The 26,973-nt window shown below is 64.1% G+C and carries 28 protein-coding genes, 1 tRNA gene and 1 pseudogene; 7 read left to right on the forward strand and 23 right to left on the reverse strand.

The window, feature by feature from the left end:
* Positions 1–120: 120 nt before the first annotated feature.
* On the reverse strand, positions 121–1,530 hold the full coding sequence (ahcY, locus tag A9995_RS02760) for an adenosylhomocysteinase (RefSeq protein WP_067608795.1): 1,410 nt from the start codon (positions 1,528–1,530) through the stop codon (positions 121–123).
* Between the two features lie 217 nt (positions 1,531–1,747).
* Between ahcY and A9995_RS02765 the strand changes: the two genes are divergently transcribed.
* Positions 1,748–2,227, forward strand: a complete 480-nt coding sequence (locus A9995_RS02765; RefSeq protein WP_067608798.1) for a peroxiredoxin — start codon at positions 1,748–1,750, stop codon at positions 2,225–2,227.
* A 108-nt stretch (positions 2,228–2,335) separates the two neighbouring features.
* Here the strand turns inward: A9995_RS02765 and A9995_RS02770 are convergent, their stop codons facing one another.
* From A9995_RS02770 to A9995_RS02785, 4 genes are all read right to left on the reverse strand, one after another.
* Positions 2,336–2,785, reverse strand: a complete 450-nt coding sequence (locus A9995_RS02770; RefSeq protein WP_067608799.1) for a PA2169 family four-helix-bundle protein — start codon at positions 2,783–2,785, stop codon at positions 2,336–2,338.
* A gap of 102 nt (positions 2,786–2,887) precedes the next feature.
* Complete coding sequence (gene folE, locus A9995_RS02775) at positions 2,888–3,496, reverse strand: GTP cyclohydrolase I FolE (protein ID WP_067608801.1); 609 nt, start codon at positions 3,494–3,496, stop codon at positions 2,888–2,890.
* Positions 3,493–5,028 carry a phospholipase D-like domain-containing protein gene (locus tag A9995_RS02780; RefSeq protein ID WP_067608803.1) on the reverse strand — a complete coding sequence of 512 codons (1,536 nt, stop codon included), beginning with the start codon at positions 5,026–5,028 and terminating at the stop codon, positions 3,493–3,495. The genes folE and A9995_RS02780 overlap by 4 nt, the downstream gene beginning before the upstream one ends.
* Before the next feature lie 22 nt (positions 5,029–5,050).
* Positions 5,051–5,542: a hemerythrin domain-containing protein gene (locus tag A9995_RS02785; RefSeq protein WP_067608805.1), complete on the reverse strand. Its 492-nt coding sequence runs from the start codon at positions 5,540–5,542 to the stop codon at positions 5,051–5,053.
* Positions 5,543–5,649: 107 nt separating this feature from the next.
* Between A9995_RS02785 and A9995_RS02790 the strand changes: the two genes are divergently transcribed.
* The gene (locus A9995_RS02790; protein WP_082992459.1) at positions 5,650–6,042 is read left to right on the forward strand and encodes a metallopeptidase family protein; all 393 of its coding nucleotides are present in this window, start codon (positions 5,650–5,652) and stop codon (positions 6,040–6,042) included.
* A 93-nt stretch (positions 6,043–6,135) separates the two neighbouring features.
* Here the strand turns inward: A9995_RS02790 and A9995_RS02795 are convergent.
* Together A9995_RS02795 and A9995_RS02800 are read right to left on the reverse strand one after the other, a co-directional pair.
* Positions 6,136–6,212: transfer RNA gene (locus tag A9995_RS02795), tRNA-Arg, on the reverse strand.
* A gap of 122 nt (positions 6,213–6,334) precedes the next feature.
* Positions 6,335–6,784 (reverse strand): (deoxy)nucleoside triphosphate pyrophosphohydrolase, encoded by a 450-nt coding sequence (locus tag A9995_RS02800; RefSeq protein WP_067608811.1) that lies wholly within the window; start codon positions 6,782–6,784, stop codon positions 6,335–6,337.
* A gap of 83 nt (positions 6,785–6,867) precedes the next feature.
* Between A9995_RS02800 and A9995_RS02805 the strand changes: the two genes are divergently transcribed.
* Both A9995_RS02805 and A9995_RS02810 read left to right on the forward strand, forming a co-directional pair.
* The gene (locus A9995_RS02805; protein ID WP_067608814.1) at positions 6,868–7,047 is read left to right on the forward strand and encodes a Flp family type IVb pilin; all 180 of its coding nucleotides are present in this window, start codon (positions 6,868–6,870) and stop codon (positions 7,045–7,047) included.
* 125 nt (positions 7,048–7,172) lie between these two features.
* Positions 7,173–7,373 carry a Flp family type IVb pilin gene (locus A9995_RS02810; RefSeq protein ID WP_067608818.1) on the forward strand — a complete coding sequence of 67 codons (201 nt, stop codon included), beginning with the start codon at positions 7,173–7,175 and terminating at the stop codon, positions 7,371–7,373.
* 87 nt (positions 7,374–7,460) lie between these two features.
* Here A9995_RS02810 and A9995_RS02815 read toward each other — a convergent pair whose 3' ends face one another.
* The 5 genes from A9995_RS02815 to A9995_RS17495 all read right to left on the reverse strand — a co-directional run bounded on the left by A9995_RS02815 (position 7,461) and on the right by A9995_RS17495 (position 12,888).
* Positions 7,461–8,930, reverse strand: a complete 1,470-nt coding sequence (locus tag A9995_RS02815) for a M48 family metalloprotease (protein ID WP_067608821.1) — start codon at positions 8,928–8,930, stop codon at positions 7,461–7,463.
* A 117-nt stretch (positions 8,931–9,047) separates the two neighbouring features.
* Positions 9,048–9,992: an acetyl-CoA carboxylase carboxyltransferase subunit alpha gene (locus A9995_RS02820; protein ID WP_067608826.1), complete on the reverse strand. Its 945-nt coding sequence runs from the start codon at positions 9,990–9,992 to the stop codon at positions 9,048–9,050.
* 10 nt (positions 9,993–10,002) lie between these two features.
* A complete protein-coding gene (locus A9995_RS02825; RefSeq protein WP_067608827.1) occupies positions 10,003–10,890 on the reverse strand; it encodes a tyrosine recombinase in 888 nt (295 codons plus the stop codon).
* 19 nt (positions 10,891–10,909) lie between these two features.
* The gene (locus A9995_RS02830; protein WP_067608830.1) at positions 10,910–12,757 is read right to left on the reverse strand and encodes a hypothetical protein; all 1,848 of its coding nucleotides are present in this window, start codon (positions 12,755–12,757) and stop codon (positions 10,910–10,912) included.
* The gene (locus A9995_RS17495) at positions 12,754–12,888 is read right to left on the reverse strand and encodes a hypothetical protein (RefSeq protein ID WP_255360137.1); all 135 of its coding nucleotides are present in this window, start codon (positions 12,886–12,888) and stop codon (positions 12,754–12,756) included. Before A9995_RS17495 ends, A9995_RS02830 begins: the two co-directional genes overlap by 4 nt.
* Before the next feature lie 72 nt (positions 12,889–12,960).
* Here A9995_RS17495 and A9995_RS02835 point away from each other — a divergent pair, with 72 nt between their 5' ends.
* Positions 12,961–13,530: a shikimate kinase gene (locus A9995_RS02835; RefSeq protein WP_067608833.1), complete on the forward strand. Its 570-nt coding sequence runs from the start codon at positions 12,961–12,963 to the stop codon at positions 13,528–13,530.
* Complete coding sequence (gene aroB, locus A9995_RS02840; protein WP_067608836.1) at positions 13,521–14,630, forward strand: 3-dehydroquinate synthase; 1,110 nt, start codon at positions 13,521–13,523, stop codon at positions 14,628–14,630. Before A9995_RS02835 ends, aroB begins: the two co-directional genes overlap by 10 nt.
* A gap of 3 nt (positions 14,631–14,633) precedes the next feature.
* On the opposite strand, the gene A9995_RS02845 is transcribed toward aroB, so the two are convergent.
* The 11 genes and pseudogenes from A9995_RS02845 to A9995_RS02890 form a co-directional block, all read right to left on the reverse strand.
* Complete coding sequence (locus A9995_RS02845; RefSeq protein WP_067608838.1) at positions 14,634–15,005, reverse strand: tRNA-binding protein; 372 nt, start codon at positions 15,003–15,005, stop codon at positions 14,634–14,636.
* A gap of 15 nt (positions 15,006–15,020) precedes the next feature.
* Positions 15,021–17,042, reverse strand: coding sequence for an acetyl/propionyl/methylcrotonyl-CoA carboxylase subunit alpha (locus A9995_RS02850; protein ID WP_067608840.1), 2,022 nt, complete (start codon positions 17,040–17,042; stop codon positions 15,021–15,023).
* Between the two features lie 2 nt (positions 17,043–17,044).
* Positions 17,045–17,482: a lysozyme inhibitor LprI family protein gene (locus A9995_RS02855; RefSeq protein ID WP_233998054.1), complete on the reverse strand. Its 438-nt coding sequence runs from the start codon at positions 17,480–17,482 to the stop codon at positions 17,045–17,047.
* Between the two features lie 40 nt (positions 17,483–17,522).
* Positions 17,523–18,323 carry a DUF3445 domain-containing protein gene (locus tag A9995_RS02860; protein WP_067608843.1) on the reverse strand — a complete coding sequence of 267 codons (801 nt, stop codon included), beginning with the start codon at positions 18,321–18,323 and terminating at the stop codon, positions 17,523–17,525.
* Positions 18,324–18,369: 46 nt separating this feature from the next.
* A complete protein-coding gene (gene bioB / locus A9995_RS02865; RefSeq protein ID WP_067608846.1) occupies positions 18,370–19,380 on the reverse strand; it encodes a biotin synthase BioB in 1,011 nt (336 codons plus the stop codon).
* 318 nt (positions 19,381–19,698) lie between these two features.
* Positions 19,699–21,879, reverse strand: a complete 2,181-nt coding sequence (scpA, locus tag A9995_RS02870) for a methylmalonyl-CoA mutase (protein WP_067608849.1) — start codon at positions 21,877–21,879, stop codon at positions 19,699–19,701.
* Positions 21,880–21,915: 36 nt separating this feature from the next.
* Positions 21,916–22,527 carry a glutathione S-transferase family protein gene (locus A9995_RS02875; protein WP_067608850.1) on the reverse strand — a complete coding sequence of 204 codons (612 nt, stop codon included), beginning with the start codon at positions 22,525–22,527 and terminating at the stop codon, positions 21,916–21,918.
* 34 nt (positions 22,528–22,561) lie between these two features.
* Positions 22,562–23,011 (reverse strand): methylmalonyl-CoA epimerase, encoded by a 450-nt coding sequence (gene mce, locus A9995_RS02880; RefSeq protein ID WP_067608854.1) that lies wholly within the window; start codon positions 23,009–23,011, stop codon positions 22,562–22,564.
* Positions 23,008–23,571, reverse strand: coding sequence for a hypothetical protein (locus A9995_RS16480; protein WP_168157311.1), 564 nt, complete (start codon positions 23,569–23,571; stop codon positions 23,008–23,010). Before A9995_RS16480 ends, mce begins: the two co-directional genes overlap by 4 nt.
* Before the next feature lie 2 nt (positions 23,572–23,573).
* A pseudogene (locus A9995_RS02885) lies at positions 23,574–25,104 on the reverse strand (acyl-CoA carboxylase subunit beta).
* Positions 25,105–25,191: 87 nt separating this feature from the next.
* Positions 25,192–25,932 (reverse strand): TlyA family RNA methyltransferase, encoded by a 741-nt coding sequence (locus A9995_RS02890; protein WP_067608857.1) that lies wholly within the window; start codon positions 25,930–25,932, stop codon positions 25,192–25,194.
* 85 nt (positions 25,933–26,017) lie between these two features.
* Between A9995_RS02890 and A9995_RS02895 the strand changes: the two genes are divergently transcribed.
* Entirely contained in the window at positions 26,018–26,548 is a 531-nt protein-coding gene (locus A9995_RS02895) for a hypothetical protein (RefSeq protein ID WP_168157312.1), read from the forward strand.
* Positions 26,549–26,973: the final 425 nt, after the last annotated feature.

Raw genomic sequence — 26,973 nt, forward strand, 5'->3', positions numbered from 1 at the left:
CGTCCAGCTATGCGCGAGTGGGCGGCGATGCAATGGGTTAGGGCCGCACCACCCCCCGGTCAGCTGCGGGGAGTAACGGTCCGGGGAGCGCCTTAGAGCGCAACCCCGGACCTTCGTGCCTCAGTAGCGGTAGTGCTCGGGCTTGAACGGACCCTCGACCGGAACGCCGATATAGTCGGCCTGGACCTTGCTCAGCTTGGTCAGCTTGACCCCGAGCTTGTCGAGATGCAGCGCGGCGACCTTCTCGTCGAGATGCTTGGGCAGTACGTAGACGTCGTTCTCGTACTTGTCCTCGTTCTCCCACAGCTCGATCTGCGCCAGCACCTGATTGGTGAAGGAGCAGCTCATCACGAAGCTGGGGTGCCCGGTGGCGCAGGCGAGGTTCACCAGCCGTCCCTTGGCGAGAATGATGATCTCCTTGCCATCGGGGAACTTGACCAGATCGGTGCCGGGCTTGAGCTCGGTCCATTCGTAATTGTCGAGCGCCGAGATCTGGATCTCGCTGTCGAAATGGCCAATGTTGCAGACGATCGCCATCGGCTTCATCGCCTTCATGTGCTCGGCGGTGATGACGTCCTCATTGCCGGTGGTGGTGCAGAAGATGTCGGCGCGGGTCACCGCATCCTCCATCGTCGTCACCTCGAAACCCTCCATCGCCGCCTGCAGCGCGCAGATCGGATCGATCTCGGTCACCAGCACGCGCGCGCCGCCGTTGCGCAGGCTCTGCGCCGAGCCCTTGCCGACATCGCCATAGCCCGCGACGCAGGCGACCTTGCCCGAGAGCATGACATCGGTGGCGCGGCGGATCGCATCGACCAGCGACTCGCGGCAGCCATAGAGATTGTCGAATTTCGACTTGGTGACACTGTCGTTCACATTGATCGCCGGGAACGGCAGCTTGTCCTGCTTGGCAAGATGATAGAGGCGATGGACCCCGGTGGTGGTCTCTTCCGAGACACCCTTGATTGCCTTGACGCTTTTGGTCAGATAGCCTGGCTTGCGCTTGAGGAAATCCTTGAGCGCGCGCTGCATCTCGATCTCTTCGGCGTTCTGCGGCTCGGGCATGGTCTCGCCCGCCTCGATCCGCGCGCCCCACAACGCGAACATGGTCGCATCGCCGCCATCGTCGAGGATCAGATTGGTGGTGAGGTCATGGTCGTCCTCGGTCGACCAGTCGAAGATCCGCCCGACATAGTCCCAGTAATCGGCCAGGCTCTCGCCCTTGATCGCGAAGACCGGGATATCCTGAGCCGCGATCGCGGCGGCGGCGTGGTCCTGCGTCGAATAGATGTTGCAGGTCGCCCAGCGCACTTCGGCACCCAGTTCGACCAGCGTCTCGATCAGCACCGCGGTCTGGATCGTCATGTGCAGCGAGCCGGTGATCCGCGCGCCCTTGAGCGGCTTGGCGGCGCCGTATTCCTCGCGCGTGGCCATCAGCCCGGGCATTTCGGTTTCGGCGATGTTGATTTCCGCGCGGCCGTAATCGGCAAGCGCAATGTCCTTGATGACGTAGTCGGTGAAGTCGGTCATGGGCGGTCCTTGGATTGTTATCGGGGCAAACTTGGGCACCGGGCATGGGAGCCGCAGCGGTGCGATTTTGTCGCTGCCTCTAACCTCTCGCCCGCCACAGGGCAACTGGTGGGGAAGCGCTCGCTTGCCAAGGGGGCGGCATGAAAAGCGGTTGCACGGAACTGGCGCTGGGCTAAGCCGCGTCGGGACGGATAACCACACAACAGGAGACGCGATCATGACGATTTCGGTGGGCGACAAACTGCCCGATGTGAAACTGGTCAAGGCGACCCAGAACGGGCCCGAGCAGATCGCTGCCAGCGACTTCTTCGCGGGTCGCAAGGTGGCGCTGTTCTCGGTACCCGGCGCGTTCACCCCGACCTGTTCGGCAAAGCACCTGCCCGGCTATGTCGAGAAGGCGGACGAACTGCGCGCCAAAGGCGTCGACGAGATCGCCTGCACCGCGGTGAACGATGCCTTTGTCATGGGTGCGTGGAAGGACTCCGCCGGTTCGGACGAGGTCACCATGCTCGCCGACGGCAATGGCGATTTCGCGCAAGCGATCGGCCTGACGATGGACGGGTCGGGCTTCGGAATGGGCCAGCGCGCCCAGCGCTACTCGATGATCGTCGATGACGGCGTAGTGAAGGAACTCAATGTCGAGCAGCCGGGCGATTTCTCGGTTTCGAGTGCCGAGCATATGCTCAAGCAGCTCTAGACAGCTCTTCGGGCATTACCCCCGATACGCAATAAAAAAGGGGCGCCCGAGAGGCGCCCCTTTCGATTCCATGACAATTCCATGAAACCGGTTGTTGATCGATCCGGATCAGACGGTCGCGTGCTTGATCCCGCTGACCCTGTCATGACCTGCGCGAACCGACTGATAAGCGCGCTCGACAACCAGCCGACAATCCGGCGACAGTTTGTCGTCCTTCAGCGCTGTCTCGTACTTGTCCTTGATGTGGTCCTCGCCCCGCTCGACCTCGGCGATAACCGCCTTGTCGTCGGTACCGGTGACGGCATCCTTCAAATTCATAAAGCCACGGTGAAGCGCGCCGGAGATGGAACTGTCATCCTCGGGCTCGCCGCCATGCGTGCGGACATGCGCCTGTAGATCGGCGGTGACCCGGCTGCGCTCGTCGGCCATCCCGGCGAACAGCTCGCTGTAGGTTCCCTTGGTATCCTCGCAGGCGTCGCGATAGCCCTTCATGCTGTCGAGCGTGGTAGCGATCAGGCCGTTGAGGACTTCGATGTCGTGTTTGTGGTCATGGTGCATTGCTCGTTCCTTTGGTTGGAGAATGGTTTCATCCAATCAATTCAACGGGTAAAGCATCGTTCCTGTGCTGCGCCAATCCGTTCCGGGCGCGAGACGACCGGCTCAATAGCCCATCAGTTTGAGAACTTCCTCGCGACTGCGCGGATCTTTGAGGAAGGTACCCATCATGCGACTGGTGGTCATGGCGACACCGGGCGTGCGCACGCCGCGAGCGGTCATGCAGCTGTGCGAGGCCTCGATCACGACCGCCACACCTTTTGGCTGAAGATGCAGCCAGATGCAGTCCGCGACTTCCGCGGTCAGCCGCTCCTGCACCTGCAACCGCCGGGCGAAACCGTGGAGCACCCGCGCCAGCTTCGATATCCCAACGACCCGATCATTGGGCATATAGGCGATCGCCGCTTTGCCGATGATGGGCGCCATGTGATGCTCGCAATGGCTCTGGAACGGTACGTCCTTGAGCAGGACGATCTCGTTGTAGCCACCGACTTCCTCGAAAACCCTTCTCAGATGATAGGCCGGGTCTTCATCGTAGCCCTGGCAATATTCTTTCCATGCGCGCGCGACGCGTGCCGGCGTGTCGAGCAAACCTTCTCGCGAGGGGTCGTCGCCGGCCCAGCGAATCAGTGTCCGTATCGCGTCCTGGATTTCCTCCGGAACGGGCGGCTTGCCGTGGGGATCGTCTTCATCGGGTCCAACCAGGCTGCTCATTGCTTCTGTTTCCTCCGGAGCCTGGCGCGAATGCGGCCAAGCCGAGTGCCCTTACGAAAAAGTCCGCCTTCGGCAAAGGGCTCGAACATCGCCTCGGGATTCTCGGGATCGAGCAGTTGGGACCGCGCGATGGTCTCCTGAACAGCTTCGAGTTCGGGTGCGACATACCGCTTCAGCTTGCGGGCTCCGCCGTCGCTCGCCTCGATCAGGGCCGCCATCGACCCGTGGTGATCGAGCAATTCGGGCATCGCTTCTTCTTCCAGACCGCAATGTTCTGCGAGCAGCGACAGCCTGATCCGCCTGATCTCGTCGGCGGCATGGCCGTTGCCCTCGCGGGTGGAGTCGATGAAAACGTCGCATTCGCTGTCGAGCCCCAGCGAGCGATTGTTCAGATTGGCCGAGCCGATGCGCAGGATCTGGTCGTCGACGATCATGATCTTGGCATGGACGTAGATGGGGGTTTCGCCGGTCTGGGGGCACCAGATCGTGAACCGATCCCCGTTGGGCGCCGCCTCGACGCAACGCACCAGCTCGGCACGCGCATGGTCCATCGCCTGCTTTTCGAGCCAGCCGTCGGCGTGCTCCGGATGGACGATGACGATCTCTGGCGGATCGTCTTCGTCCAGCCGCGCCATGATCGCTTCGGTTACCACGCGCGAAGCGAAATACTGGCTCTCGGCATAGATGTGATGCTGCGCGCGCTTGATGTGGTTCACGAACAATTCGGCGATCTCGGTCACCTCGTCCCAGTCGCGATAGGCCGAACAGGTCCGAGCGATGCCGATCTCGACATTCTCGAACCCGGCCCGCAACCCCTCGGGCCACAGCGAGTCCTCCCGCGGCTTCAGCGGCAGCAGCGGCACACCGCCCGCCTTGATCCAGCGGTCGCGACCCAATTCGCTCAGGGCTTCGGCGATTTCGCCTTCCATCATCATCGAGGCGTCATGCCACGGTCCGTATTGCTCGCCTCGCGGGGTCGTACGGCGCTCATCGACCTCCTTGTGTTCGCGTGTGTCCCAGCGCTTGACGGTCATGTCGATCCCGCCGCAGACCGCCAGCCGGTTGTCGAGCACCGCAATCTTCTGGTGGTGGCAGCACCCCACCGCATGGGCGCTGTCGAACTTGAAATCGATCCGCCGATGCGGGGCCCAGCGCACCAGGTCCATCCACATCGATCCGCGCATCGCGAATTTGAAGACCCCGAAACTCCACTTGAGGATGCGAATTTCCATCGTCGGGCGGTTGCGGCTGAGCCAGGCAATGAAACTGCCGAGACGCGATGGATGCTTGGAAGAGTAGGCCCGTTGCCACCATCGCCGTCCGTCCGCGAGATGGATCCTTGTGTCGAAATCCCAACCGACCAGAAATATCCGATGGCGCGCCTCGAGCATGGCCGCCTGCATCGCAGCGAAATAGTCCGCCGCATCGATCATCACCGTTGCGCGCTCCGCCCTTGCATAACGCCAGACACCCGGCTCGACGCCTTCGTCGAGCCGGGTGATGTTTTTTGGGTCGACCGGTTCGTCGCTCACGCTGTCCCTCCGCGGCTCACCGCTACTCCTTGGCGTCTTCCTTCTTTTTCGGTGTCACATCGGCGTCGGACTTTTCCTCCCGCTTGCGGCGTTCGAAGACCCCGCGCATGTGCTCGCGATCCTTGTCGTCGAGATATTTCTCGAAATCGGGGAAGTGATCTTCCTCTTCCTCGTTGATGTGATGGCGATAATCGTGATCGAGTTCCTTGAACTTCTGCAGCCACGCGCCGCTCGCCATATCCGTGGCGGCCAGATCGTTGAGCGCCTCTTCGATCTCGTGATGCTCGGCAACAGAATGGCGAGTCTCGTCGGTGGTCGGCGGCTTGCGCAGCATGGTCGAATAAAGCGCCTGCTCCTCGGCGGCAGCATGGCCCTTCAATTCGCGGGTCAACTCTTCGAACAGCGATTGGCGCTCCGCTGTGTCGCCGTGGGTCTCCAGCAGGCGATCGAGCAACGCGCGATGCTTGTCGTGATCCTGCTTGAGCCGGGCGAAAATTTCGTCGTTCTTGGACATCGCTTGGATCCTTCGATAAATTTGTGAATGCGACAGTCAAACAGGCCAGACCCACCCTTGTTCCACCGGTTGCGCACCTGATGCGTCATATCCATATCCCGCGTTGGATGACCGAAGTCTTCGTACCCAGCAAAGAAGAAATGCAGCGCCTTGCCGAGCAGGTGTTGCGCACGCTTCCCGAACAGTTCCGCAGCGAGCTCGACCGTGCGGTGATGCGGGTGGTCGATTTCGCCACGCCCGATCAGCTCGCCTCGGTCGACCTCGACAATAAATGGCATTTAAGCGGGCTCTACGAAGGCCATCCGATTTCCGAAGCCTCGATCTGGGAGAGCGGCCAACTGCCGCCCCGGATTTGGCTGTTCCGCCAGCCGCTGCTCGCCGAGATGCGAGAGACCGGGGTTGGACTGGAGGAGCTTGTCCGTCACGTGGTGATCCACGAGGCCGGACATCACTTCGGCTTTTCCGACGAGGACATGCATCGGCTCGAGGACGAAGCCTAGGCCTGTTGGCCCCAAAGCTGCACTTTCCGACGCCATAACCTAACGACACCAGAACCATAAAAGGCCACCCTTCGCAGGAAGGATGGCCTTTTATGGTGCGCCCGGAAGGATTCGAACCTCCGGCCACCTGATTCGTAGTCAGGTACTCTATCCAGCTGAGCTACGGGCGCACTCGAGGTGGGCCACATAGGCAGGTGGTTTCGGCTTGGCAATCCCAATCGGGGTCCGGCCCGGGATTTATTCCGCGCTCAGTCGGGCGCTGCTTGTGAGCCCTTCCTTACCTGCCCCTCCATCAGGACTGCCTGTCACCCGGAGGGCCCGCCAACAGCGCGGACAATTGCCCGAGCAACGCATGATCGAGCGGCGGCTTGTCCAGCCCGGCCGCTTCCTCCGGCGCGAACCAGCCGATTTCTCCTCCTTCCAGAGCCCGCGGCTGCCCCGACCAGTCCCGGCAGGTGTAAAGCAGGATGACAATCGCGCATTCGGCGCCATTCCCGCCGTTCTGCGCGAAACCGGAAGGCTCGAGAGACCCGGGCGCAAGCGCCAGTCCCAATTCCTCGGCGATCTCGCGAACCAGCGCATTTGCGGGCGTTTCGCCGCTTTCGACCTTGCCACCGGGAAACTCCCACAGCCCGGCGTGATGCTTCCCCGCTGGCCGCTTGTGCATCAGCCAGCGACCGCGCTCGTCGACCAGCGCGAGCGCGACGACCAGCATCCATGTCGGATTTTCTTCCACTTCCATCGCCCGGTTCAACCCTTTCTTAACGCCCAGCGCCTACATCCGCAGCCATCAGCTCCCGTGGTTGCGAGTGGGGAAACACCGGAATGCGCCAGTTCCTGCAAATGCTCGGTCGCGAGACCGATGGTGCCACCGCGGTCGAATACGGACTGATTCTTGCCCTCATCTTCCTGGCAATGGTCGGCGCCATCCAGTCCTTCGGGATCACCGCGATCTCGTTCTGGACCATGGTTGCCGACAACGTCACTGGCGCAGGCGGCGGGTAAAAATTCGGCTTCTCGGTTTGCGTTAGCAATTTCTCAACCTGTGACGCCGAAACTGCAAAGTGCTCGCTCCCGGTACGAATTTCCGGGTGGGGGTCGGGAAACGAAGACCAACCAGGAGACGACCAATGAAATTTCTCAAGAAACTCCGCAAGAACGAAGAAGGCGCCACCGCCATCGAGTACGGCCTGATCGCCGCGCTGATCGCAGTCGCAGCCATCACCGCGATGCAGAGCCTCGGTGGCGAACTGAGTGATACCTTCAATGCAGTTGACTCTCAACTCGACACTGCAAACAAGACGACCGGACCTGCCGTCGCTCCTGATTGATCCGAGAAGAGGTAAACTAGCTGAAGAGGGCGGCGATTAATTTCGCCGCCCTCTTTTTTAATCCGAAACTGGCGCTTCAGTGAGCCCTCACCGCCCCCTGACCACCAGCTTGACCTTGTCCCCGGTCCGCAGCGTGGCGTTCGCGTCGAGCGAGTTGAGCACCAGGAACCGTTCGAGCTGGCCGTCGGTATAGGCCATCCGGTTCGCCAGCGTCCGGATCGTGTCGCCGCTGCGCACGGTCGCCACCTCGAGATGGCGAGGGACCACATTGGCGGCTTCCGTCGCACTGATCCGGCGCATCGAGTTGAACATCGGCGTGAACGCGCTCGCGCCGCCCGGCTGGGTGATCACCTGGAAGTGATAGGCGCGATCGTTGGCGAATTCATAGGCGAACACCACCACATCGACTTCGCCCTGCCCGCTGTTGACCCGGGCGGTACCGTAGGCCGCTGAAAGACCGTTGACCGTGGTGCGCTGGATTGATTGCGGGCGCAGCTGTTGCTGATTGCCACCCAACCCCGAAAACACGCTCGCAACGTAATTCTCGAGATTGCCGCTGTAGGGCGCCAACGTCAGCTGTGCCTGCCCGCTCTGGCCATTGATGCTGACCGCACGCGTACCGTTGATCATGTAATAACCCTGCGGCGCGGTGAACGACAATCGCATATCGGGATGGATGAACTGCCGCCCCTCGATCACGCCCTGCTGCGGATCATCGCCGTAAAGCAAACCGTCGATGCGTGTCAGGAAGGTGTCGCGATTGGTGACCCCGGTAGCGCCTTGCGCCATGGTCAGCGCTTCCTGAACGCGGCTGGCGGGATCGGGGTGGGTCGAGGCCCATTCGGGAAGGCTGGCGTTGTCGCGGCCCTGTAGCCGCGCATCGAGCGAGTTTTGCGCCGCAAGGCTGGCGAGCACCGTGCCCATCGCACTGGGATCGTAGCCCGCCTGGGTGAGATAGCGGATCCCCAGCGCATCGGCTTCGAGTTCCTGACTGCGCGAGAAGCTGAGCGTCAGCAATTGCGAGCCCTGCATCGCGGCCTGGCCGATCTGCTGACCGAGTCCACTGTTGCCGAGCAGGATGCCCGAGAGGATTGCCGCGCCCGCGCCAAGCAGCGTGTTGCGCTGCTGGTTGGCCTGGCGGCGCTGCGAATGGCGGGCGGCGACATGGCCGACCTCGTGGCCCAGAACCGCAGCCAGTTCTGCTTCGTTGTCCATCAGCGTGACCAGTTGGCGGGTCGTGTAGACGAAGCCGCCAGGGATCGCGAAAGCGTTGTTGACCGGACTGTTGAGCATCGAAACGGTGAAGGACTCGCGCGCATTGCCCAGCCCCGACTGGACCGCAATGTTCTGGCCGACCTGCTGGACATATTGCGCCTGCGGGCCCGACATCGCGCCGCCGAACTCGGCCAGCAGCTGCGGATGCGCCTCGGCGCCGATCTGCGCTTCGTTCTGGGTGATGGGCGCGGTGGAGCCGGGAATGTTGGCAGTGGTGCAGCCGCTCAGGGCGAGCGCGAGCGCGGCGGTGGAACTGGCGGCAAGCGCCTTGATGGTGGACATGGATCTCTCCCCAAAACTCGCGCGCTGGCCCGTTCGCCCGCGCATCGGATTACGGGTTGGAAATCCTGCGGTGCGGTGGTTGGTTCCCGACAGAATTTTGCGTCCGTTCGGACGCGGTTAACCCGCCATCGAAAGAAAGCGCTCTTCACGCATCCGCCGCAGCTCGGCCTCGGGCTTGGTCCCAAGCGTGTCGAGCTCGTCGGCCAGCGCCGCGCCGAGCGCTTCTGCCGCCGCGCGCGGATCGCGATGCGCGCCCCCGACAGGTTCGGGCACGATCCGGTCGATCACGCCGAGCGCCTCAAGATGCTGGGCCGTCACTTTCATCGCTTCCGCCGCGTCGGGTGCCCGTTCCGCAGTGCGCCACAGGATCGAAGCGCAGCCTTCGGGCGAGATCACCGAATAGACCGCGTGCTGGAACATCAGCACCCGCTCGGCGCTCGCCAGCGCCACCGCGCCGCCCGAACCGCCCTCGCCGACGATCGCCGCGATCATCGGCACCGGCAGCGCGATACAGGCCTCGGTCGCGCGAGCGATGGCCTCGGCCTGGCCGCGCTCCTCGGCCTCGATGCCGGGAAAGGCGCCCGAGGTATCCACCAGCGTCACCACCGGGAGGCCGAAACGGCCCGCCAGTTCCATCAGCCGGATCGCCTTGCGGTAGCCTTCGGGCTTGCCCATGCCGAAATTGTGCTTGATCCGGCTGGCGGTGTCGTTGCCCTTCTCGTGCCCGATCAGCATGATCTTGCGCCCGTCGAGCTTGGCGAACCCGCCGAGGATGGCGGAATCGTCAGCAAAGCTGCGGTCGCCGCTCAGCGGCACGAATTCGTCGAAGGCATGTTCGACATAGTCTCGGAAGTGGGGCCGCGAAGGATGGCGGGCCACCTGGGTCTTCTGCCACGGGGTCAGCGACTGGTAGATCGTCCGCAGCAGTTCCGCGCTCTTGCGCTCGAGGCGCTTGAGCTCGGTGCCGATATCGACATCGTCGCCATCGGCGGCAGCGCGCAGCTCGGCGATCTGGGTCTCCAGTTCGGCGACCGGCTTTTCGAATTCGAGGTAGGAAATCATCGCTGGCGGGCTAGTCGCTGTTGCGCGGCCGCGCAAGCGGGTGACGTTCGTTGACCAGCTTGACCAGCCGCGCGGCATCGACATGGGTGTATATCTGCGTGGTGGCGATATCGGCATGGCCGAGCAGCAGCTGCAGCGCACGCAGATCGGCCCCGCCCTCGAGCAGATGGGTGGCGAAAGCGTGGCGCAGCACATGCGGGCTCAGCTTCGCGGGGTCGAGATCGGCGCGTACCGCAAGCTGCCTGAGGATCTGGAACAGCCGCACCCGGCTGATATGCCCGGTCCGCGAGGGGAAAAGGTATTTTGCGCCCGCCCTGGGACCTTCCGGCCGGACCGCCAGCCAGCGGCCGAGCGCGGTCTTCGCGCGACCGCTCACGGGGACCATCCGCGCCGCGCCACCCTTCCCCGTAACGGTGAGGAACGGCGCGTCGCGCGGCATCGCGGAGAGCGGCAGCGACACCAGCTCGGTGGCGCGCAGGCCCGAGCCGTAGAGCATCTCCAGCAGCGCAAGCTGCCTCACGGCGAGCGGCGCATCGCCAGCCGCCTCGAGCTCAGCGCGGGCGAACAGCGCCTCGACTTCTGGATGCGAGAGAATTTTAGGCAAGGGGCGCCGCGCGACGGGGCGCGGGAGCGCGTGGCTGGGATCGTCGCTGCGCAGTCCCTCCTCGGCGAGGAAGCCGTAGAACTGGCGCAGCGCCGAAGCCTTGCGCGCCAGCGAGGACGGCGCAAGCTGCGACCAGGCCTGACCCAGCTTCGCCAGATCGGAAGCTTGGGCGCCCGCCAGATCACCCACCAGTCCCTCGGCCTGCTCGAGATCGCGGCGATAGGCCAGCAGCGTGTTGCGCGCCGCGCCGCGCTCGGCGGCGAGCATGGCGAGGAAATCGGCGATGGCGGTCATGGTCGTGGCGTCGGTGCGCTCAGGCGCGGGACACGGCCTCGGCCGCGATCATCCGCGCTTCGGAGTTCATACCTACCGCATCGAGTGCGCGCACGATGTGATAGAGATGCAGCGCAGTCATCCGCTCCCAGCCGTCGCCCTGCATCCCGAGTCCGGCAAGCAAGGCCACCAGCGCCTGATTGTCGGCCTGGGCCGCCTGGCTGATGCGATTGGTCCAGACGCTCCGGCGTTCGAGATTGATCCCCAGATCATAGCTGCGCGCATCGGACGGATCGATCCGCCCCAGCCCGGCAAGCCCGGCCAGCAACAACCGCGACTTGTGCTGGCCTGCGCTGGTATCGTTGCCGAGGAAACTCGACAGATCGCCACCGCTGACGCTGGCGGAAGCGCCCGGCATGGCAACCGCGAGGATGCCCCAGGCAAGACTGCCGTCGTCCACAACGGGACCCCAGCGCTGTGCATCGCGGTCAAGCCCCGCGGCGAGCATCGAGGTGATCAGCGCAGCCGCATCCTCGGCAAAGGCCTCATCCGGCAGCATCCGCGCCGCGGCATAGGCTGTGAGCACAAAGGGTCCGAAATCCTCACCCCGCGCGTCGCCCCAGATCGCGCGAAGGGCGGCGAGCCGAGCGGCGGGATCACTGTCCACATACGCATTGCGCAGTTGAATGGCCGTGGTGCGGGCCACACCCTCGCCATCGTCGAGCGCGTAGATCTGAGAATAGAGATCGATCATGGCTTCGGACGAAAGGATTCCTGCCTCGGCGGCCATGCCCGCGCCATCGATGCGTTGCGCCAGCGGCAGCATCGGCGCGGTCGCGGTCTGGCGCTGCAGCGCGGGCGACAGCGATCCGGCAAGCTCATCGGGGATTTCCACGCCCAGCGCATTCGCCAGGGCGAAACGCCACGGAGTGACCTCCTCGACATCGTTCCACTCGATATTGACCGCACGCCTCCCGGCGCCTGCGGCCCCGGCGAAGCGTTGCGCCAGCAGCGAATCGATGCGCGGTACCGCGCCCGAATTCATCAGCCGCCGCAGATCATTGCCCGCGCGAGTTTCCTCGCCGGCATAGGCGTTGCAGATCGCCTGCAGCATCCGCCATTCGCCGCCCTCGCGGTCTTCGCGCGAGAGCCGCACCGCCGGACAGGCGCCGACGATATCGGTGCTCCCGATGTATGCGTCGAGCGCCGCACTGGTGAGACTGGCGGTATAATCGGCGGTGTCGACGTCCTGCACCAGCGTCCGCGCGGCGGTGTGTTCGCCCATGCGGTTGAGCAGGGCGGCGCGCAGCGCAGCGAATTCGACCGGGTTCATCCCGGCGGGCGTGGCCAACCGGCTGGCAAGCGCGCGGCGCAGCAGGATATGCCCCCACCGCGACACCAGCCGGCCATCGGTCCCGGCGAGCGCTGCGCGCACCAGCGCGGCGGGCTGGTTGGCGAGCGAGCCGACCGGCATCCCGCCTTCCTGCGGACCGATGATGCCGACACGTTCGGTAGAACGGCGGGCAGCGGGGGGGATGTCGAAACGCGGCTTCAGCCCGAGCAGTTCGTCGAGCTCGTCGGTGGACATGTTCTCCAGTTCGCGCAGCGTCGGGAGGTCGTCGAGATCGGCGGCGGAAGAACTCTCCGCGGGCGCGAAAGGGATCGGCTGCACCACCTCGCCGGGCTGCGTTACCGGCGCGGGCGCCGAAGTCGCCGTGGGCCGCGGGGCGGGAGCCGGAGCCGGAGCTGGAGTCGGTGCGGGAGTGGGCGTGGGCGCCGGCGTGTCGAAGCCGGGCGGGAGCAGGTCTGTGGGCTGCCCTTGCGCCAGCGCGAGCGTCGAGCCCAGCGCCATGACCGCGACGCCGCCGGCCAGCCAGCCGCGGGTCATCGTACGCCCTCGGGCAGCGGGACGGCCTGCTCGATCGGGCGCATCGCCTCTTCGCCGCCGTCGTACCAGGCGAGCAAGAGGATCGACAGGAGGATGAACGCGGCGATCATGCCGATACGCTGTCCCTTCATTATCTGTGCTTTAGTCCGTGCAATATGTGCCATGCTTGCCTGCCCGATAGCCCATCTCTAGGCCATCCAGCAATGACCCAGACGGCGCCAAGCCTTACCCCGCAGGATATTGCGCAGATTGCGCACCGGATCGACCGGCCGATCGTGCTCGTCGGGCTGATGGGCGTGGGCAAATCCACCGTCGGGCGGCGGCTCGCCAATTTGATTGGAGTGGATTTCGTCGATGTCGACGAGGAAATCGAGCGCGCGGCGGACCGATCGGTCGCGGAAATTTTCGAGGAATTCGGCGAACCCTATTTCCGCGACGGCGAGCGGCGGGTGATCGCGCGGCTGATGGGCGAGACGCATGGCGTCATCGCCACCGGCGGCGGCGCCTTCGTCGATCCGGAGACCCGCGCGCTGATCCGCGACAAGGCAATCTCGGTCTGGCTCGACTGCGATATCGAGACGCTGGTCGAACGCACCGCGAGGCGCGATTCGCGCCCTTTGCTGCGCGGCGGCGATCCGCACGCCATTCTGCTCGACTTGAAAGAGAAACGCAGCGATTCCTACGCGCAGGCCGATTGCCATGTCGTGACAGACGATGGCCCGCACAATGCCACGGCGCTGCGCATTCTCGAGGCGATCGACTCATGGCTGTAATCCCCGTCGCGCTCGCCGGTCGCTCCTACGAAGTCCACGTCGGCTCTGGCCTGCTAGCGCGGCTTCCCGAGCTCGCCGGGGCCCTGCTGCGCAAATCCGCAGTGCCGATCGTCGCCGATGCCAATGCGCGGCAGCACTGCGGCACGACGCTCGAGCAGACGCTGCAGGCGATCGGGAAGACGGCGCTGTGGTACGATGTCGCGCCCGGCGAGCGCTCCAAATCCTGGTCCGAGCTCGAACGGTTGACGAACTGGCTGCTGGCCCAAGGCGTGGAGCGCGGCGATCATGTCCTCGCGCTCGGCGGCGGCGTGGTGGGCGATCTCACCGGTTTCGCCTGCGCTATCCTCAAGCGGGGCTGCGGCTTTATCCAACTGCCCACTACGCTGCTTGCGCAGGTCGACAGTTCGGTTGGCGGCAAGACGGCGATCAACACCGCGGCGGGTAAGAACCTCGTCGGCGCCTTCCATCAGCCCACGCTGGTGCTCGCCGATCTCGCCACCCTCGCCACGCTGCCCCCGCGCGAATTGCGGGCGGGCTATGCCGAGGTGCTGAAATACGGCGTGCTCGGCGATTCCGCGTTCTTCGACTGGTTGGCAGAAAATTGCGCCAAGGTGCTGGCACTGGAGGAAGAGCCGCTACAGTACGCGGTCGCAACCAGCGTGGCCGCCAAGGCACGGATCGTCGCCGAGGATGAGCGCGAGACCTCGGGCGCGCGCGCGCTGCTCAATCTGGGCCACACCTTCGGCCATGCGCTCGAGGCCGAAGCAGGGTTCTCCGATCGCCTGCTGCATGGCGAGGCGGTCGCGCTCGGAATGGTGCTGGCGGGACGCTATTCGGCACGGCTCGGGCGGCTCACGCTGGATGAAGCCGGACGCATAACTGCTGCTGTGGACGCCGCAGGCCTGCCCGCCGAGATCGCGGCGCTGGGGTTCGATTGCGATGGCGCGCGGCTGGTGGAGCATATGATGCACGACAAGAAAATGGATGCGGGCACCCTGCCCTTCGTCCTGCTGCGCGGGATCGGAGAAGCCTATCTCGATCGCGAGGTGGCGCTGGAGGACGTTTCGCTGTTCCTCGACGAACAGCTGCGCGCGCACTGAAGTTCAGAACAGTCGCGAGCCGTTGGGCACCGGCGCATCGGGGGCGAACAGTACCACCTCGCCCGCCGCATCGGCAAAGCCGAGCACCAGCACTTCGGACATCGTCGGTCCGATCTGGCGCGGCGGTAAATTGACCACCGCAGCGACCTGCCGCCCGGGCAGCTCTTCCAGAGCGTAATTGGCCGCGATCTGCGCGCAGCTCTTCCTGGTCCCGATTGCCGGACCGAAATCCACTACCAGCCGATAGGACGGCTTGCGCGCTTCGGGGAAGGCTTGCGCTGAAACGATCGTCCCAACGCGGATATCGACCGCGAGAAAGCTTGCGAAATCGGTCTCCGGCTCAGCAGGCTGGTCTGGCGCGTGGTGGAGATGCATGCCGCGCCCGCCCGCTCATTCCAGCTCGAGGATCACTTGATCCACTGCGAGGCTGTCGCCTTCCGCAGCGTTGATCTTTGCCACCGTCGCTTCCTTCTCGGCGCGTAGGATGTTCTCCATCTTCATCGCCTCGACCGTGGCGAGCGGCTGACCCGCCTGGACCGCGTCGCCTTCGGCAACGTGCAGTTTCACCAGCAGGCCGGGCATGGGGCAGATCAGCAGCTTCGACAGATCCGGCGGGATCTTCTCGATCATGTGCTCGGCAAGTGGCGCAACGCGGGTCTGGAGTATGCGCAGGCTGTGCTTGGCGCCGCGCGTCGTCACCATATAGCCACCGCGGGTGGGCGCGAGCTGGAGCGTCAACAACTCTTCCTCGAGTTCGACTTCCACGACCCGCTCTCCGGGGGTGTACTCCATCTCCACCGCGACCGGCTCGCCATCGACCGTGATTGCGTCTTCCTCGAGTTGAACGGCGTAGTCAGTTCCGGCGATCCGCACAGTCCATTCGCCCGGCGCATAGGGAGAGCCGTTGAGCTGCTGGTCGATCCTTCCCGCGCGATCGGCATCGGCGGTGGCGATGATGCCGCCCACTGCGGCGAGCCCGCGCTTGAGTTCTTCGGATGTCGCGGCGCCATCGAAGCCATCGGGATATTCCTCGGCGATGAAGCCGGTGGTGAGCTCGCCCGCGCGGAAACGCGGATGCTGCATGATCGCGCTGAGGAAATCGACATTGTGCCCCAGCCCCTCGATGCGGAAGGCGTCGAGCGCGCGCACCTGCAGGTCGGCTGCGATATCGCGGGTTTCGCCCCAGGTCACCAGTTTGGCGATCATCGGGTCGTAGAACATCGAGACCTCGCCGCCTTCAAACACCCCGTCGTCGACGCGGACGCCGGCGACCCCGCGGCGCCCGTTGGCGGCGCCGTCGTCGCTCCAGGGCTCCACCGGAGGCTGGTAATGGACCAACCGGCCGATCGAGGGCAGGAAGCCGCGATACGGGTCCTCGGCATAGACGCGGTTCTCGATCGCCCAGCCGTCGATCCCGATGTCGTCCTGCGTCATCGCCAGCTTTTCACCCGCGGCGACGCGGATCATCTGCTCGACGAGGTCGATCCCGGTGATCGCCTCGGTGACCGGATGCTCGACCTGAAGCCGGGTGTTCATCTCGAGAAAGTAGAAGCTCTCGCCGGTGGTGTCCGCGCCGCTGACGATCAGCTCGACGGTGCCCGCCGAATGGTAGTCCACCGCCCGCGCCAGCGCGACGCTCTGCTCGCCCATCGCCTGGCGCATCTTCGGGGTGACGAAAGGCGACGGCGCTTCCTCGACGACCTTTTGATGGCGGCGCTGGATCGAGCATTCGCGCTCGTTGAGATAGAGGATAGTGCCGTGCTGATCGCCGAGGATCTGGACCTCGATATGGCGCGGATCCTCGATGAATTTCTCGATGAACACCCGTTCGTCGCCGAAGCTGTTGAGCCCCTCGCGCTGCGTGGCCTCGAAACCTTCCTCGACATCCTTGTCGTTCCAGGCGAGCCGCATCCCTTTGCCGCCGCCGCCGGCACTGGCCTTCATCATCACCGGATAGCCGATCCGGTTGGCCCATTCGAGCGCCTCGGCGGTATCGGCGATCGCGCCTTCGGAGCCGGGCACCGTGTTGACCCCCGCCGCGCGCGCCAGCTTCTTGCTCTCGATCTTGTCGCCCATCGCGGCGATCGCGCTGGCGGGCGGGCCGATGAAGGCGATCCCCGCGGCGTCGAGCGCCTCGACGAAGCTCGCGCGTTCGGAGAGGAAACCATAACCCGGATGGACCGCATCGGCACCGGTCGCCTTGCAGACCTCGATGATCTTCTCGGCGATCAGATAGCTTTCGGACGCCGGAGCCGGCCCGATCCGCACCGCTTCGTCGGCCATGCGGACGAAAGGCGCGCGCGCATCGGCATCGGAATAAACCGCTACCGTGGCGATACCCATCCGGCGGGCGGTTGTGATCACGCGGCAGGCGATCTCGCCGCGGTTGGCGATGAGGATCTTTTTGAACACGATTATTTCTCCGTCCCGGCCCTGGTTTCGCCGGACACCTGATTGGTAAGCAATGCGCGCATGCTCCGCGTGCGCTCGCGGGTCAACTCGGCCTTGCAGGCAGAAACGAGCATTGGCTCCAGCGAACCGCCGCGCGCGTCGTAGCCCACGAGGCGGCAATGCGCGTCGCGATAGGCGAGCCAGGCGCGCTGCGCCTCGAGCAGGCTCGCCCAATGGCCGGGCTGGTTGTCGTCATGGGGATAGTCGTCGGCGGCCTTCGCCACACCGCGCAGCTCGCGCCAGACCTCGTTCAATTCGGCATCGGCGCGGGCAAAGGCCTGACCGGCGCAGATATTCATCGCAGTCTGGGTCAGAGGCTCGCCGCAATCGGAGGCCTCGGGTGACGGGCCCGCAGCCTGCAGTGCGAGCGCCAGCGCCGATGTCAGGGCGAGCGCGATCACGCCGCGCGTCCGTTCATGCCGCAGTGAAATCGAGCGTGCATCATGATCCCCTCTCCAAGCCTCGGCGGCTCGCATAGCCGATCAGTGCCGCTGCGTAAGCCCCCGCGCCGCGCCGGTCGCCCTCGCCCTCGACCAGCGAGCGCACTGCGCGCGCCAGCATCGCGACATTGCCGTCCGCCAGCGCGCCGAGCGGTTCGACATAAATCCCGATGGTGAAGAGGATGGCACCGGTCTCGGGCAATCGCCGCAGCGTCTGGCGCTCGGAGCGCACGAACAGCGTCTCGCCGACGTTCTCGGGTCCGACATGCGCGAAGGCCAGTTCAGGCGGCTCGGCCGCCCAGCGCCGCGCCCCGGTCGGCGCGATGAACCAGTTGCAGCGCCCGTAGACCGGTCCTGCCGCCAGCCGGTCCATGAAATGATCGACACCGCTCGCCAGCTGCTCCTCATAGCCCTGGATCGGCGCGTGCAGCGCGGTCAGCGCCAGCCCGAGCTTCTCGGCGGGCAACCAGTCCGATGGCCAGGCCACCGCCGCACCGACGAGGCGATAGACCGCCTCGCTCCCGCCCCGGGTAAGCAGACACATGTCCTCGTGATGCGCGGCTGCCGCGTGCGGAAGACCGCCAGCGAGGCCAAGCATCGCCGCCAACTCCGCCCCCGCAGCCTCGCTTTCGGGCGCAAGCTGGATGCCCTCGGAAAAATCCGCAAACCCCTCGGCCCGCGCCGCGCGGTCGGGATCGGTTTGCAGCCACTCGCTTTCGTCCAGCCTGGTAAGCCCCATCCGCAACTGCCCGCCCCCGCGCGCCTTGGGAAGGAGTTCATCGACGGAAAAGCCGAGGGTCACGCTCTGCCGCCCTTCGACAGGCTCAGGGCGAACGGCGCGGGGTCCATCACTCAGCCGGTTCGCGCACCCGCTCCGCGCGCAGCGGCTCCTCGCCCTGCAGCGGGGTCAGCCCCAGCTTGGCGAACAGCGCGGCGTCGCTGGCGTCGCCGGCGTTGGCGGCGGTGAGCAGCTTGTCGCCGGTGAAGATCGAATTCGCGCCTGCAAGGAAGCATAGCGCCTGCGTCGCCTCAGACATCGACTCGCGCCCGGCGGAGAGCCGCACCATGCTCAGCGGCATGCAGATCCGCGCCACCGCAACGGTGCGGACGAATTCGATATCGTCGATCTTGGCCAGCGGCGTGTCGGCGAGCATGTCACCCAGCACCGTGCCCTTGACCGGCACCAGCGCGTTGACCGGTACGCTTTCGGGATGTCGTTCCAGCGTGGCGAGCGTGTGGACGAAGCCGACCCGGTCGGCGCGCGTTTCGCCCATTCCCACGATCCCGCCGCTGCACACGTTGATCCCTGCATCGCGCACGTTCTGGAGCGTATCGAGCCGGTCCTCGTATTTGCGGCTGGAGATCACCCGCTCGTAATATTCCGGCCCGGTGTCGACATTGTGGTTGTAATAATCGAGCCCCGCCTCGTTGAGCATCTCCGCCTGTTTGGGCGTCAGCATCCCCAGCGTCATGCAGGTCTCGAGCCCCATCTCCCGCACGCCCTTCACGATTTCCACAATCGCGGGCATGTCGCGGTCCTTGGGGTTGCGCCAGGCAGCGCCCATGCAGAACCGCTGGCTGCCATGATCCTTGGCCTGCGCCGCCGATTGCAGCACCGCCTGCACGTCCATCAGCTTGGTCGCCTCGACGCCGCTGTCGGCCTTCACCGATTGCGAGCAATAGCCGCAATCCTCGGGACAGCCGCCGGTCTTAATGCTCAGCAGCGTGCAGAGCTGGACCTGCTCGGGCGGATGGTTCGCGCGGTGGACGCTGGCGGCCTGGAACAGCAGCTCGGTGAAGGGCAGCTCGAACAGCGCGGCGATCTCGTCGCGGGTCCAGTCGGTGCGGATTTGTGTCATGAGTTTCCTGATGGGGTTTCTATTCTTCCGGAGCGTTCCGAGGCCGAGCGAGTGTAGAGATGGCTTCCCAGGCGGTAATCTCTTTCCCAGTTATGCCATCCGTCCATTTCGCGTCGTTACCAATGTAGTCGGAGAGATGAGCTATGAATCGTTCGAACTCAGTCTCCCAAATATCGGGGCGTGCGAGTGCTCCGGCTTTGAAACCGTCGCTCTTCCACGCACGAATGACGGGGCTCGTAAGTCCATCATCTTGAGAAAGGTGAATGTAGTCGACATCTGGTCGGTTGACCCAAACCTTGAAGAATGGATGGTTTGCACTCACTCAGCCGCCTCGTCCAGATCCTCGCCCGCCGGTGGCATGTTGTGACCAAGCAGCCGCAGCACATCCGCAGCGCATTCGACCACGTTCGAGCCTGGACCGTAGATGCCCTGCACCCCCGCTTCGCGCAGGAACTCGTAATCCTTCTGAGGGATCACCCCGCCCACGATCACCTTGATGTCCGCGCGACCTGCGTCTTTGAGCAGCCCGATCAGCTCGGGGACGAGCGTCTTGTGGCCCGCCGCAAGGCTGCTCGCGCCGATGGCATCGACCTCGGCTTCCAGCGCCATCGCCAGCGCTTCCTTAGGTGTCTGGAAAAGTGGCCCCGATACGACCTCGAAACCCATATCGGCAAAGGCGGATGCGATCACATTGGCGCCGCGATCGTGGCCGTCCTGACCCATCTTCGCGACCATCATCCGCGGTGCATGGCCCAGCCGGCGTTCGACCGCCTTCACGCCTTCCATGACCTGTTCGTAGCGGTCGTCCCCGGCATAGGCCTCAGTGTAGACCCCGCGCACCGGCACCGGCCGCGTGTCGTAGCGGCCATAGGCGTCTTCCATCGCCTGGCTGATCTCGCCCAGCGTCGCATTGTGGCGCGCCGCCTCGACCGCGAGTTCGAGCAGATTGCCCTCGCGCTGCGCCGCGCCGCGCGCGAGCGCGTCGAGCGCCGCCCTGCAGCCCATGTCGTCGCGGGTCGCACGGACTTTCTCGAGCCGTTCGATCTGGCTCTGCCGCACCGCGACATTATCGATGTCGAGCGTCTCGATCGGGTCTTCCTGATCGCGGCGATATTTGTTCACGCCCACAACCACCGTCTCGCCGCGATCCACGCTCGCCTGCTTGACCGCGGCGGCGCGTTCGATCGCCGCCTTGGGCTTGCCGCTGGCGACATAGCGGGTCATCCCGCCAGCCTCCTCGACCTCGTCGAGCAACGCCCGGGCCTGCTCGATCAGCGCCGCGGTCAGGCTCTCGACGTAATAGCTGCCGCCCAGCGGATCGGCGACATTGGTGATGCCGCTTTCTTCCTGGATCACCAGCTGGGTGTTGCGCGCGATGCGGGCGGAGAATTCGGTCGGCAGCGCGATCGCCTCGTCGAGCGCATTGGTGTGGAGCGATTGCGTGCCACCCAGCACCGCCGCCATCGCCTCCATCGTGGTGCGGATGACGTTGTTGTAGGGGTCTTGTTCCTGCAGGCTGACCCCGCTGGTCTGGCAATGGGTGCGCAGCATCTTGGATTTTTCGGATTGCGCGCCGAGGTCTTCCATCACCTCGTGCCACAGCGCGCGGGCGGCGCGCATCTTGGCGATCTCCATGAAGAAATTCATGCCGATGCCCCAGAAGAACGACAGGCGCGGCGCGAAGGCGTCGATGTCAAGCCCGGTCTCCATCGCCCGCTTGGCGTATTCCTTGCCGTCGGCGATGGTGAAGGCCAGCTCCTGCACCGCGGTCGCCCCGGCCTCGTGCATGTGATAGCCCGAGATCGAAATACTGTTGAATTTCGGCATGTTGGCGGATGTATATGCGATGATGTCGGAGACGATCCGCATGCTCGGCTCGGGCGGGTAGATATAGGTGTTGCGGACCATGAACTCCTTGAGGATGTCGTTCTGGATGGTCCCCGAGAGCTTGGCCTGCGGCACGCCCTGGCGCTCGCCCGCGACGATGTAGAAGGCCATGATCGGGATCACCGCGCCGTTCATCGTCATCGACACGCTCATCTCGTCGAGCGGGATCGAATCGAACAGGATCTCCATGTCGCGCACCGTGTCGATCGCGACCCCGGCCTTGCCGACATCGCCGCGCACGCGGGGGTGGTCTGAATCGTAACCGCGGTGGGTCGCGAGATCGAAAGCGACCGACAGCCCTTTCTGCCCCGCAGCGAGATTGCGGCGATAGAAGGCGTTGCTCTCCTCGGCGGTGGAGAAGCCCGCATATTGGCGGATCGTCCACGGGCGCCCGGTGTACATCGAGGCATAGGGCCCGCGCGTATAGGGCGCTATTCCTGGTACGCCCGGATCGAGCGTGGAACCCTCGGCCCCGACATCGGCAGATGTGTAGAGCGGCTTGATCGCGATGCCTTCCGGCGTCTGCCAGGTCAGGTCGCGGCCCTTGACCTCCTTTTCGGCGAGGGTCTTCCAGTCGGCGTAACTCGGGGTAGGGTTGGATTTGTCAGTCATGCCGGGACGCCTAGCGCGCCGATCCGCGCTTGCCAATCAGGCGGAAGCGCTCGGTCGTGCGGAAACCCGGTTGTGCCATGCCCGAAGATTGGCGCAATCGTCCGGCATTTCCAGCCCGACGAATTGCGCGAAGTCCAATGTCGTCACCAGGAGAATATCGGCGGCCGTGAAAGCTTTGCCCGCCAGAAATTCGCGCCCGTCTAGCGATGTGTCGAAGAACCGCATCGCTTCCTCCACCCGCGGGCGATTGGCTTCGCCCCATTCGGTGTTGCGACCGGGGAGTGCGGCGGTGAAGGGATGGGTGTGGACCCAGACCGCGCCGATCGGCAGCATCAGGATCAATTCGACGCGGCGGTTCCACATCTCGATCTCGGCGATTTCGAGCGGGCTGGTGCCGAACAATGGCGGCTCGGGGGTCAGCGCTTCGAGATAGCGCATGATCGCGACGCTCTCCGCGATCACCGTGCCATCGTCCAACTCGAGGATGGGCGTCTGCCCGCGAGAATTTTTATCGACGAAATCGGCTGCTTTTTGCTCGCGCTTGGGGATCGAGACCTCCTGCGATGGCAGGTCGATACCCTTTTCCGCCGCGAAGATGCGCACCCGGCGCGGATTGGGGGCAGGATTGGGGCTGTCGTAGAATAGCATGGTATTTTGTCCCTTGTTGATCAGTGCCAGTCGGTCAGTTCGACCAGTGCGTGGCGTCCTTGGGCGTTTCCATGATCTCGGTCAGCTGGCCCATCATGTCCTTGGGATGCAGAAAGAAGATCGGCGTGCCATGCGCCCCGATCCGCGTCGGCCCGAGGATGCGCTTGCCCAGCCCCTCGAACCACGCGCGAGCTTCCTCGATATCCGCAACCTCGTAGCAGACATGGTGCTGCGCCCCGGCGGGGTTCTTCTCGATGAACTTGGCGATGGGACTGTCGGGACCGAGCGGCTCGATCAGCTCGATCTGGGTGCCATGGGTCCCGTTCTCGCCGGGCGTATCGACGAAGCAGACCTTCACACCCTGCTCTTCGAGATCGAAGGGCTTGTGGAAGTTGTTCGCCCCCATCACCTCGCGATAATAGCGGATCGATTCCTCGATTGAGGGCGTCGCGACGCCGATATGATTGAGACGGCCGAGTTTCATTTAGTTTTCTTCCGAATTAACTTATATCCATCAAATGCATCTAGGGCTTGATCAGTAAGATTCTTTATTGTTAGCAAGTATGCTGCTTTTTTGGAAATATATTCATCGTTTTCTAAAAGTTCTTTATCCAACTTTATGGACTTTGGATCTATTCCACTCAGATGAATATTTGCCTGACTGACCCTCAAGTCATCGAATTCTTGATTGTCTGCATACCTCTTTAAGCGTTCAACTTGAATCCGTGTAGACTCTAAAGAAAAGGCGTGGACGTCTTTGCCCGTCAATTCTTTAGCTGACATAGCGAGAAATTGACATGATTGCTCAAGCAACGACCGAAAGTGAACCTCTCGCTTTTTTTGAACGTCACGTTCGCGTAAATAATAGAGTGAGGCGGCACCGCCAACCGCGAAAATTGATCCTGCAAACGCGCCCATGAAACGCGCTGAGGCCTCATCATCGAACGCAAATCCCGTTGACATCAATAGACCAACGAGGATCCCGCAGCCGAGACCAATGATCCAACTCCAAAACGTAAGATTCCTCAACATCTCATTTTTCAAACCTAAAGCGGAATGTTGTCATGTTTCTTCCACGGATTCTCCAACACCTTCCCGCGTAGCTTCCTCAACCCGAGCGCGATCCGCCGCCGGGTGGCGCGCGGGTGGATCACCTCGTCGATATAGCCGCGTGAGGCCGCGACGAAGGGGTTGGCGAAGCGCTCCTCGTATTCGGCGGTCTTCTCGGCGATCTTGCCCGGATCGTCGCGGTCCTGCCGGAAGATGATCTCGACCGCGCCCTTGGCGCCCATCACCGCAATCTCGGCGGTCGGCCAGGCGTAGTTGAAATCGCCGCGCAGATGCTTGGACGCCATGACGTCGTAGGCACCGCCATAGGCCTTGCGGGTGATCACGGTGATCTTGGGCACGGTCGCCTCGGCATAGGCGAACAACAGCTTGGCGCCGTGCTTGATGATGCCATTGTGCTCCTGCGCGGTGCCGGGCAGGAAGCCGGGGACATCGACGAAGGTCACGATCGGGATCGAGAAGGCGTCGCAGTAGCGCACGAAGCGCGCGGCCTTCTTGGACGAGTTGATATCGAGCACCCCGGCGAGCACCATCGGCTGGTTGGCGACGACGCCCACGGTGCGCCCCTCGATCCGCCCGAAGCCGCACAGGATGTTACCAGCGTGCGGGCTGGATCTCGAAGAAATCGCCTTCGTCGAGCACCTTGGCGAGGACTTCGTGCATGTCGTAGGGCTGGTAGGCGCTGTCGGGGATCAGCGTGTCGAGGCTGGTTTCCTCGCGGTCCCAGGCATCGGCGGTCGGCCGCTCGGGCACTTCGAGCCGGTTGGAGAGCGGCATGAAGTCGAAGAAATCGCGCGTCGCGAGCAGCGTCTCGATATCGTTCTCGAAGGCGAGATCGGCGACGCTGGTCTTGGTGGTGTGGGTCACCGCCCCGCCCAGTTCCTCCTGAGTCACCACCTCGTTTGTGACCGTCTTGACCACCTCGGGCCCGGTGACGAACATATATGAGCTGTCCTTCACCATGAAGATGAAGTCGGTCATTGCGGGGGAATAGACCGCCCCGCCGGCGCACGGGCCCATGATCAGGCTGATCTGCGGAACGACGCCGCTGGCAAGCACGTTGCGCTGGAACACCTCGGCATAGCCGCCGAGCGACGCCACGCCTTCCTGAATCCGCGCGCCCCCGCTATCGTTGATCCCGATCACCGGCGCGCCGACTTTCAGCGCCATATCCATCACCTTGCAGATTTTCTCAGCATGGCGCTTGGAAAGAGAGCCGCCGAAGACGGTGAAATCTTGGCTGAAAACGAACACCAGCCGGCCGTTGATCGTGCCCGACCCGGTGACCACGCCATCGCCGGGGATTTTCTGGTCCTGCATCCCGAAATCGGTGCAATCGTGTTCGACATAGGTGTCGACTTCCTCGAATGAGTCCTCGTCGAGCAGCACTTCGAGCCGTTCGCGCGCCGTCAGCTTGCCCTTGGCGTGCTGCGCGTCGATCCGCTTCTGCCCGCCTCCCATCTGCGCGGCCTCGCGGCGACGTTCCATTTCGGCGATATTGGCGGACATCGGATTCCCCTGAAAACTTCTGCGCCCTGCGGTTAGCCAGCGCAGCCGCTTCGCACAATACCGCGACCCGTCAATCGCAAGGCCGGTCTATGCGTCGCGCAGCGCGGAAATCAGGAACTCGACATTGCCCTCCGGCCCGGTGATCGGGCTTTCGACCACCCCCTGCACCGCGAAGCCCAGCCCCGCGATCCACCCCCGGACCTCGTCGCAGACCCGCGCGTGCAGGAGGGGATCGCGCACCACCCCGCCCTTGCCGACCTCTTCACGACCCACTTCGAACTGCGGCTTGATCAGCGCCACCAGCCGGCATTGCGGCGCCGCCAGCTCAAGCGGGCGCTCGAGCACCTTGGCCAGCGATATGAAGCTCGCATCGCAGACCACCCAGCTGCAGGGGCGGTCGATCAGTGCAGGCGTGAGGATGCGCGCGCTGGTCTGTTCGAGCACGGTGACGCGCGGGTCCTGCCGCAGCTTCCACGCCAGCTGGTTGGTGCCGCTGTCGACCGCGAAGACATGGCTCGCGCCGTGATGCAGCAGCACATCGGTGAAGCCCCCGGTCGAGCTGCCGATATCCATCGCATTTGCGCCAGCGGGATCGAGATCGAAATGGGCGAGCGCATGCGCCAGCTTGATCCCGCCGCGGCTGACCCAGGGATGGTCGCGCCCGCGCACCTCGAGCGGTGCATCCTCGGGCAATTGCTGGCCCGGCTTGGCGAGCTTGGTCTCGTTGGAAAACACCAGCCCGGCCATCACCAGCGCCTGCGCGCGGGTGCGGCTTTCCACCAGCCCGCGCTCGACGAGCAGCTGATCGATCCGGCGTTTCTTGCTCATGGTTCTTGCTCATGGTTTGCGATGTTCCATTGGAAACAAGCGGCCTAGCGCGCATTGTTGGCATATGAAACCGATCTACAGCCATATGGCCGCCGCCCTGGGTCTCACCTTTGCGCTCGCCGCCTGTATCCCGGCGCCGCGCCCCGAGCCCGCTCCGACGCCTCCGCCAGTGCAGACTTCTCCACCCCCGCCCCCTCCTGCCGCGCCAGCGCAACCGACCTATTCAAACTGGATGGACGCGCCGCGCACCGCGGGCGACTGGAGCTACCGGACGCAGGCCGGCGGTTCGCTGGCGCAGTTCGGCACGCCCGGAGCCGGGGCGGGTTTTGCGATGCGTTGCAACGCCGCGCAGCGCGAGATCGTGCTGACCCGCGAATCGGGATCGGGGCAGCCGGTGCCGATGCGGATCCGCACCGAAACCGCAGAACGCGTGGTGACGGCGCAGCCGGTCGCAGGGCAGGTCTCTTCGGTGGCGGTGGCGATCCCGGCGCGCGATCCGATCCTCGATGCCATGGCGCTGACCAAGGGGCGCTTCGCGATCGAGGCGCAGGGCTCGCAGACGCTTTATCTGCCTGCCTGGGCCGAAGTGACCCGGGTGATCGAGGACTGTCGCTGAATTGCAATGAAACCCCGGCGCGGATCGCGCGAACCGGAAAGATCAATACTGACGTGGGAAAACTTTATTACAAGCCTTGTTTTAAAACCGCGTCCGAACCAGATTGCGACTCAAGATCAGCGGCGAAACGCGGTCTTGTCCCCGGAGACGGGGTACTTTGGCTCTAACAGCGCGAAAGGAGGTGATCCGATGTCTCATGGTTCAGCAGAGAGGTCGGCAAGTTTCCGCGCGGAGCACTATCGGTAAAACCAACCCTTAGAGGCTCCGTGAAGCGGCGCTTCCCGCCGCTGACCATGCGAAGGGCAGTTCCATCCCTGGCACTTGTGCCGGGCCGGGGCTGCCCTTCACATATTTGCGGCATTTGTTGTTGGCCGTAGCAACATAATTTCTTTTTGCGCTATTTTCACCCATTCGGGGATCTCCGG

The sequence above is a fragment of the Erythrobacter sp. QSSC1-22B genome, from assembly GCF_001678665.1.
GTDB lineage: Bacteria > Pseudomonadota > Alphaproteobacteria > Sphingomonadales > Sphingomonadaceae > Qipengyuania.

Excerpts from the sequence above, each read along its gene's own strand:
- A9995_RS02825 (WP_067608827.1), bottom strand. The coding sequence starts at position 10,890 with ATGACCGCCATCGCCGATTTCCTCGCCATGCTCGCCGCCGAGCGCGGC.
- A9995_RS02815 (WP_067608821.1), bottom strand. The coding sequence starts at position 8,930 with ATGTCCACCATCAAGGCGCTTGCCGCCAGTTCCACCGCCGCGCTCGCG.
- A9995_RS02800 (WP_067608811.1), bottom strand. The coding sequence starts at position 6,784 with ATGGAAGTGGAAGAAAATCCGACATGGATGCTGGTCGTCGCGCTCGCG.
- A9995_RS02810 (WP_067608818.1), top strand. The coding sequence starts at position 7,173 with ATGAAATTTCTCAAGAAACTCCGCAAGAACGAAGAAGGCGCCACCGCC.
- A9995_RS02845 (WP_067608838.1), bottom strand. The coding sequence starts at position 15,005 with ATGCATCTCCACCACGCGCCAGACCAGCCTGCTGAGCCGGAGACCGAT.
- A9995_RS02895 (WP_168157312.1), top strand. The coding sequence starts at position 26,018 with ATGGCCGCCGCCCTGGGTCTCACCTTTGCGCTCGCCGCCTGTATCCCG.
- A9995_RS02790 (WP_082992459.1), top strand. The coding sequence starts at position 5,650 with ATGACCGAAGTCTTCGTACCCAGCAAAGAAGAAATGCAGCGCCTTGCC.
- bioB (WP_067608846.1), bottom strand. The coding sequence starts at position 19,380 with ATGACACAAATCCGCACCGACTGGACCCGCGACGAGATCGCCGCGCTG.
- A9995_RS17495 (WP_255360137.1), bottom strand. The coding sequence starts at position 12,888 with ATGAAGGGACAGCGTATCGGCATGATCGCCGCGTTCATCCTCCTGTCG.
- A9995_RS02830 (WP_067608830.1), bottom strand. The coding sequence starts at position 12,757 with ATGACCCGCGGCTGGCTGGCCGGCGGCGTCGCGGTCATGGCGCTGGGC.
- aroB (WP_067608836.1), top strand. The coding sequence starts at position 13,521 with ATGGCTGTAATCCCCGTCGCGCTCGCCGGTCGCTCCTACGAAGTCCAC.
- folE (WP_067608801.1), bottom strand. The coding sequence starts at position 3,496 with ATGAGCAGCCTGGTTGGACCCGATGAAGACGATCCCCACGGCAAGCCG.
- mce (WP_067608854.1), bottom strand. The coding sequence starts at position 23,011 with ATGAAACTCGGCCGTCTCAATCATATCGGCGTCGCGACGCCCTCAATC.
- A9995_RS02805 (WP_067608814.1), top strand. The coding sequence starts at position 6,868 with ATGCGCCAGTTCCTGCAAATGCTCGGTCGCGAGACCGATGGTGCCACC.
- ahcY (WP_067608795.1), bottom strand. The coding sequence starts at position 1,530 with ATGACCGACTTCACCGACTACGTCATCAAGGACATTGCGCTTGCCGAT.
- A9995_RS02785 (WP_067608805.1), bottom strand. The coding sequence starts at position 5,542 with ATGTCCAAGAACGACGAAATTTTCGCCCGGCTCAAGCAGGATCACGAC.
- A9995_RS02875 (WP_067608850.1), bottom strand. The coding sequence starts at position 22,527 with ATGCTATTCTACGACAGCCCCAATCCTGCCCCCAATCCGCGCCGGGTG.
- A9995_RS02820 (WP_067608826.1), bottom strand. The coding sequence starts at position 9,992 with ATGATTTCCTACCTCGAATTCGAAAAGCCGGTCGCCGAACTGGAGACC.
- A9995_RS02835 (WP_067608833.1), top strand. The coding sequence starts at position 12,961 with ATGACCCAGACGGCGCCAAGCCTTACCCCGCAGGATATTGCGCAGATT.
- scpA (WP_067608849.1), bottom strand. The coding sequence starts at position 21,879 with ATGACTGACAAATCCAACCCTACCCCGAGTTACGCCGACTGGAAGACC.
- A9995_RS02770 (WP_067608799.1), bottom strand. The coding sequence starts at position 2,785 with ATGCACCATGACCACAAACACGACATCGAAGTCCTCAACGGCCTGATC.
- A9995_RS02890 (WP_067608857.1), bottom strand. The coding sequence starts at position 25,932 with ATGAGCAAGAAACGCCGGATCGATCAGCTGCTCGTCGAGCGCGGGCTG.
- A9995_RS02765 (WP_067608798.1), top strand. The coding sequence starts at position 1,748 with ATGACGATTTCGGTGGGCGACAAACTGCCCGATGTGAAACTGGTCAAG.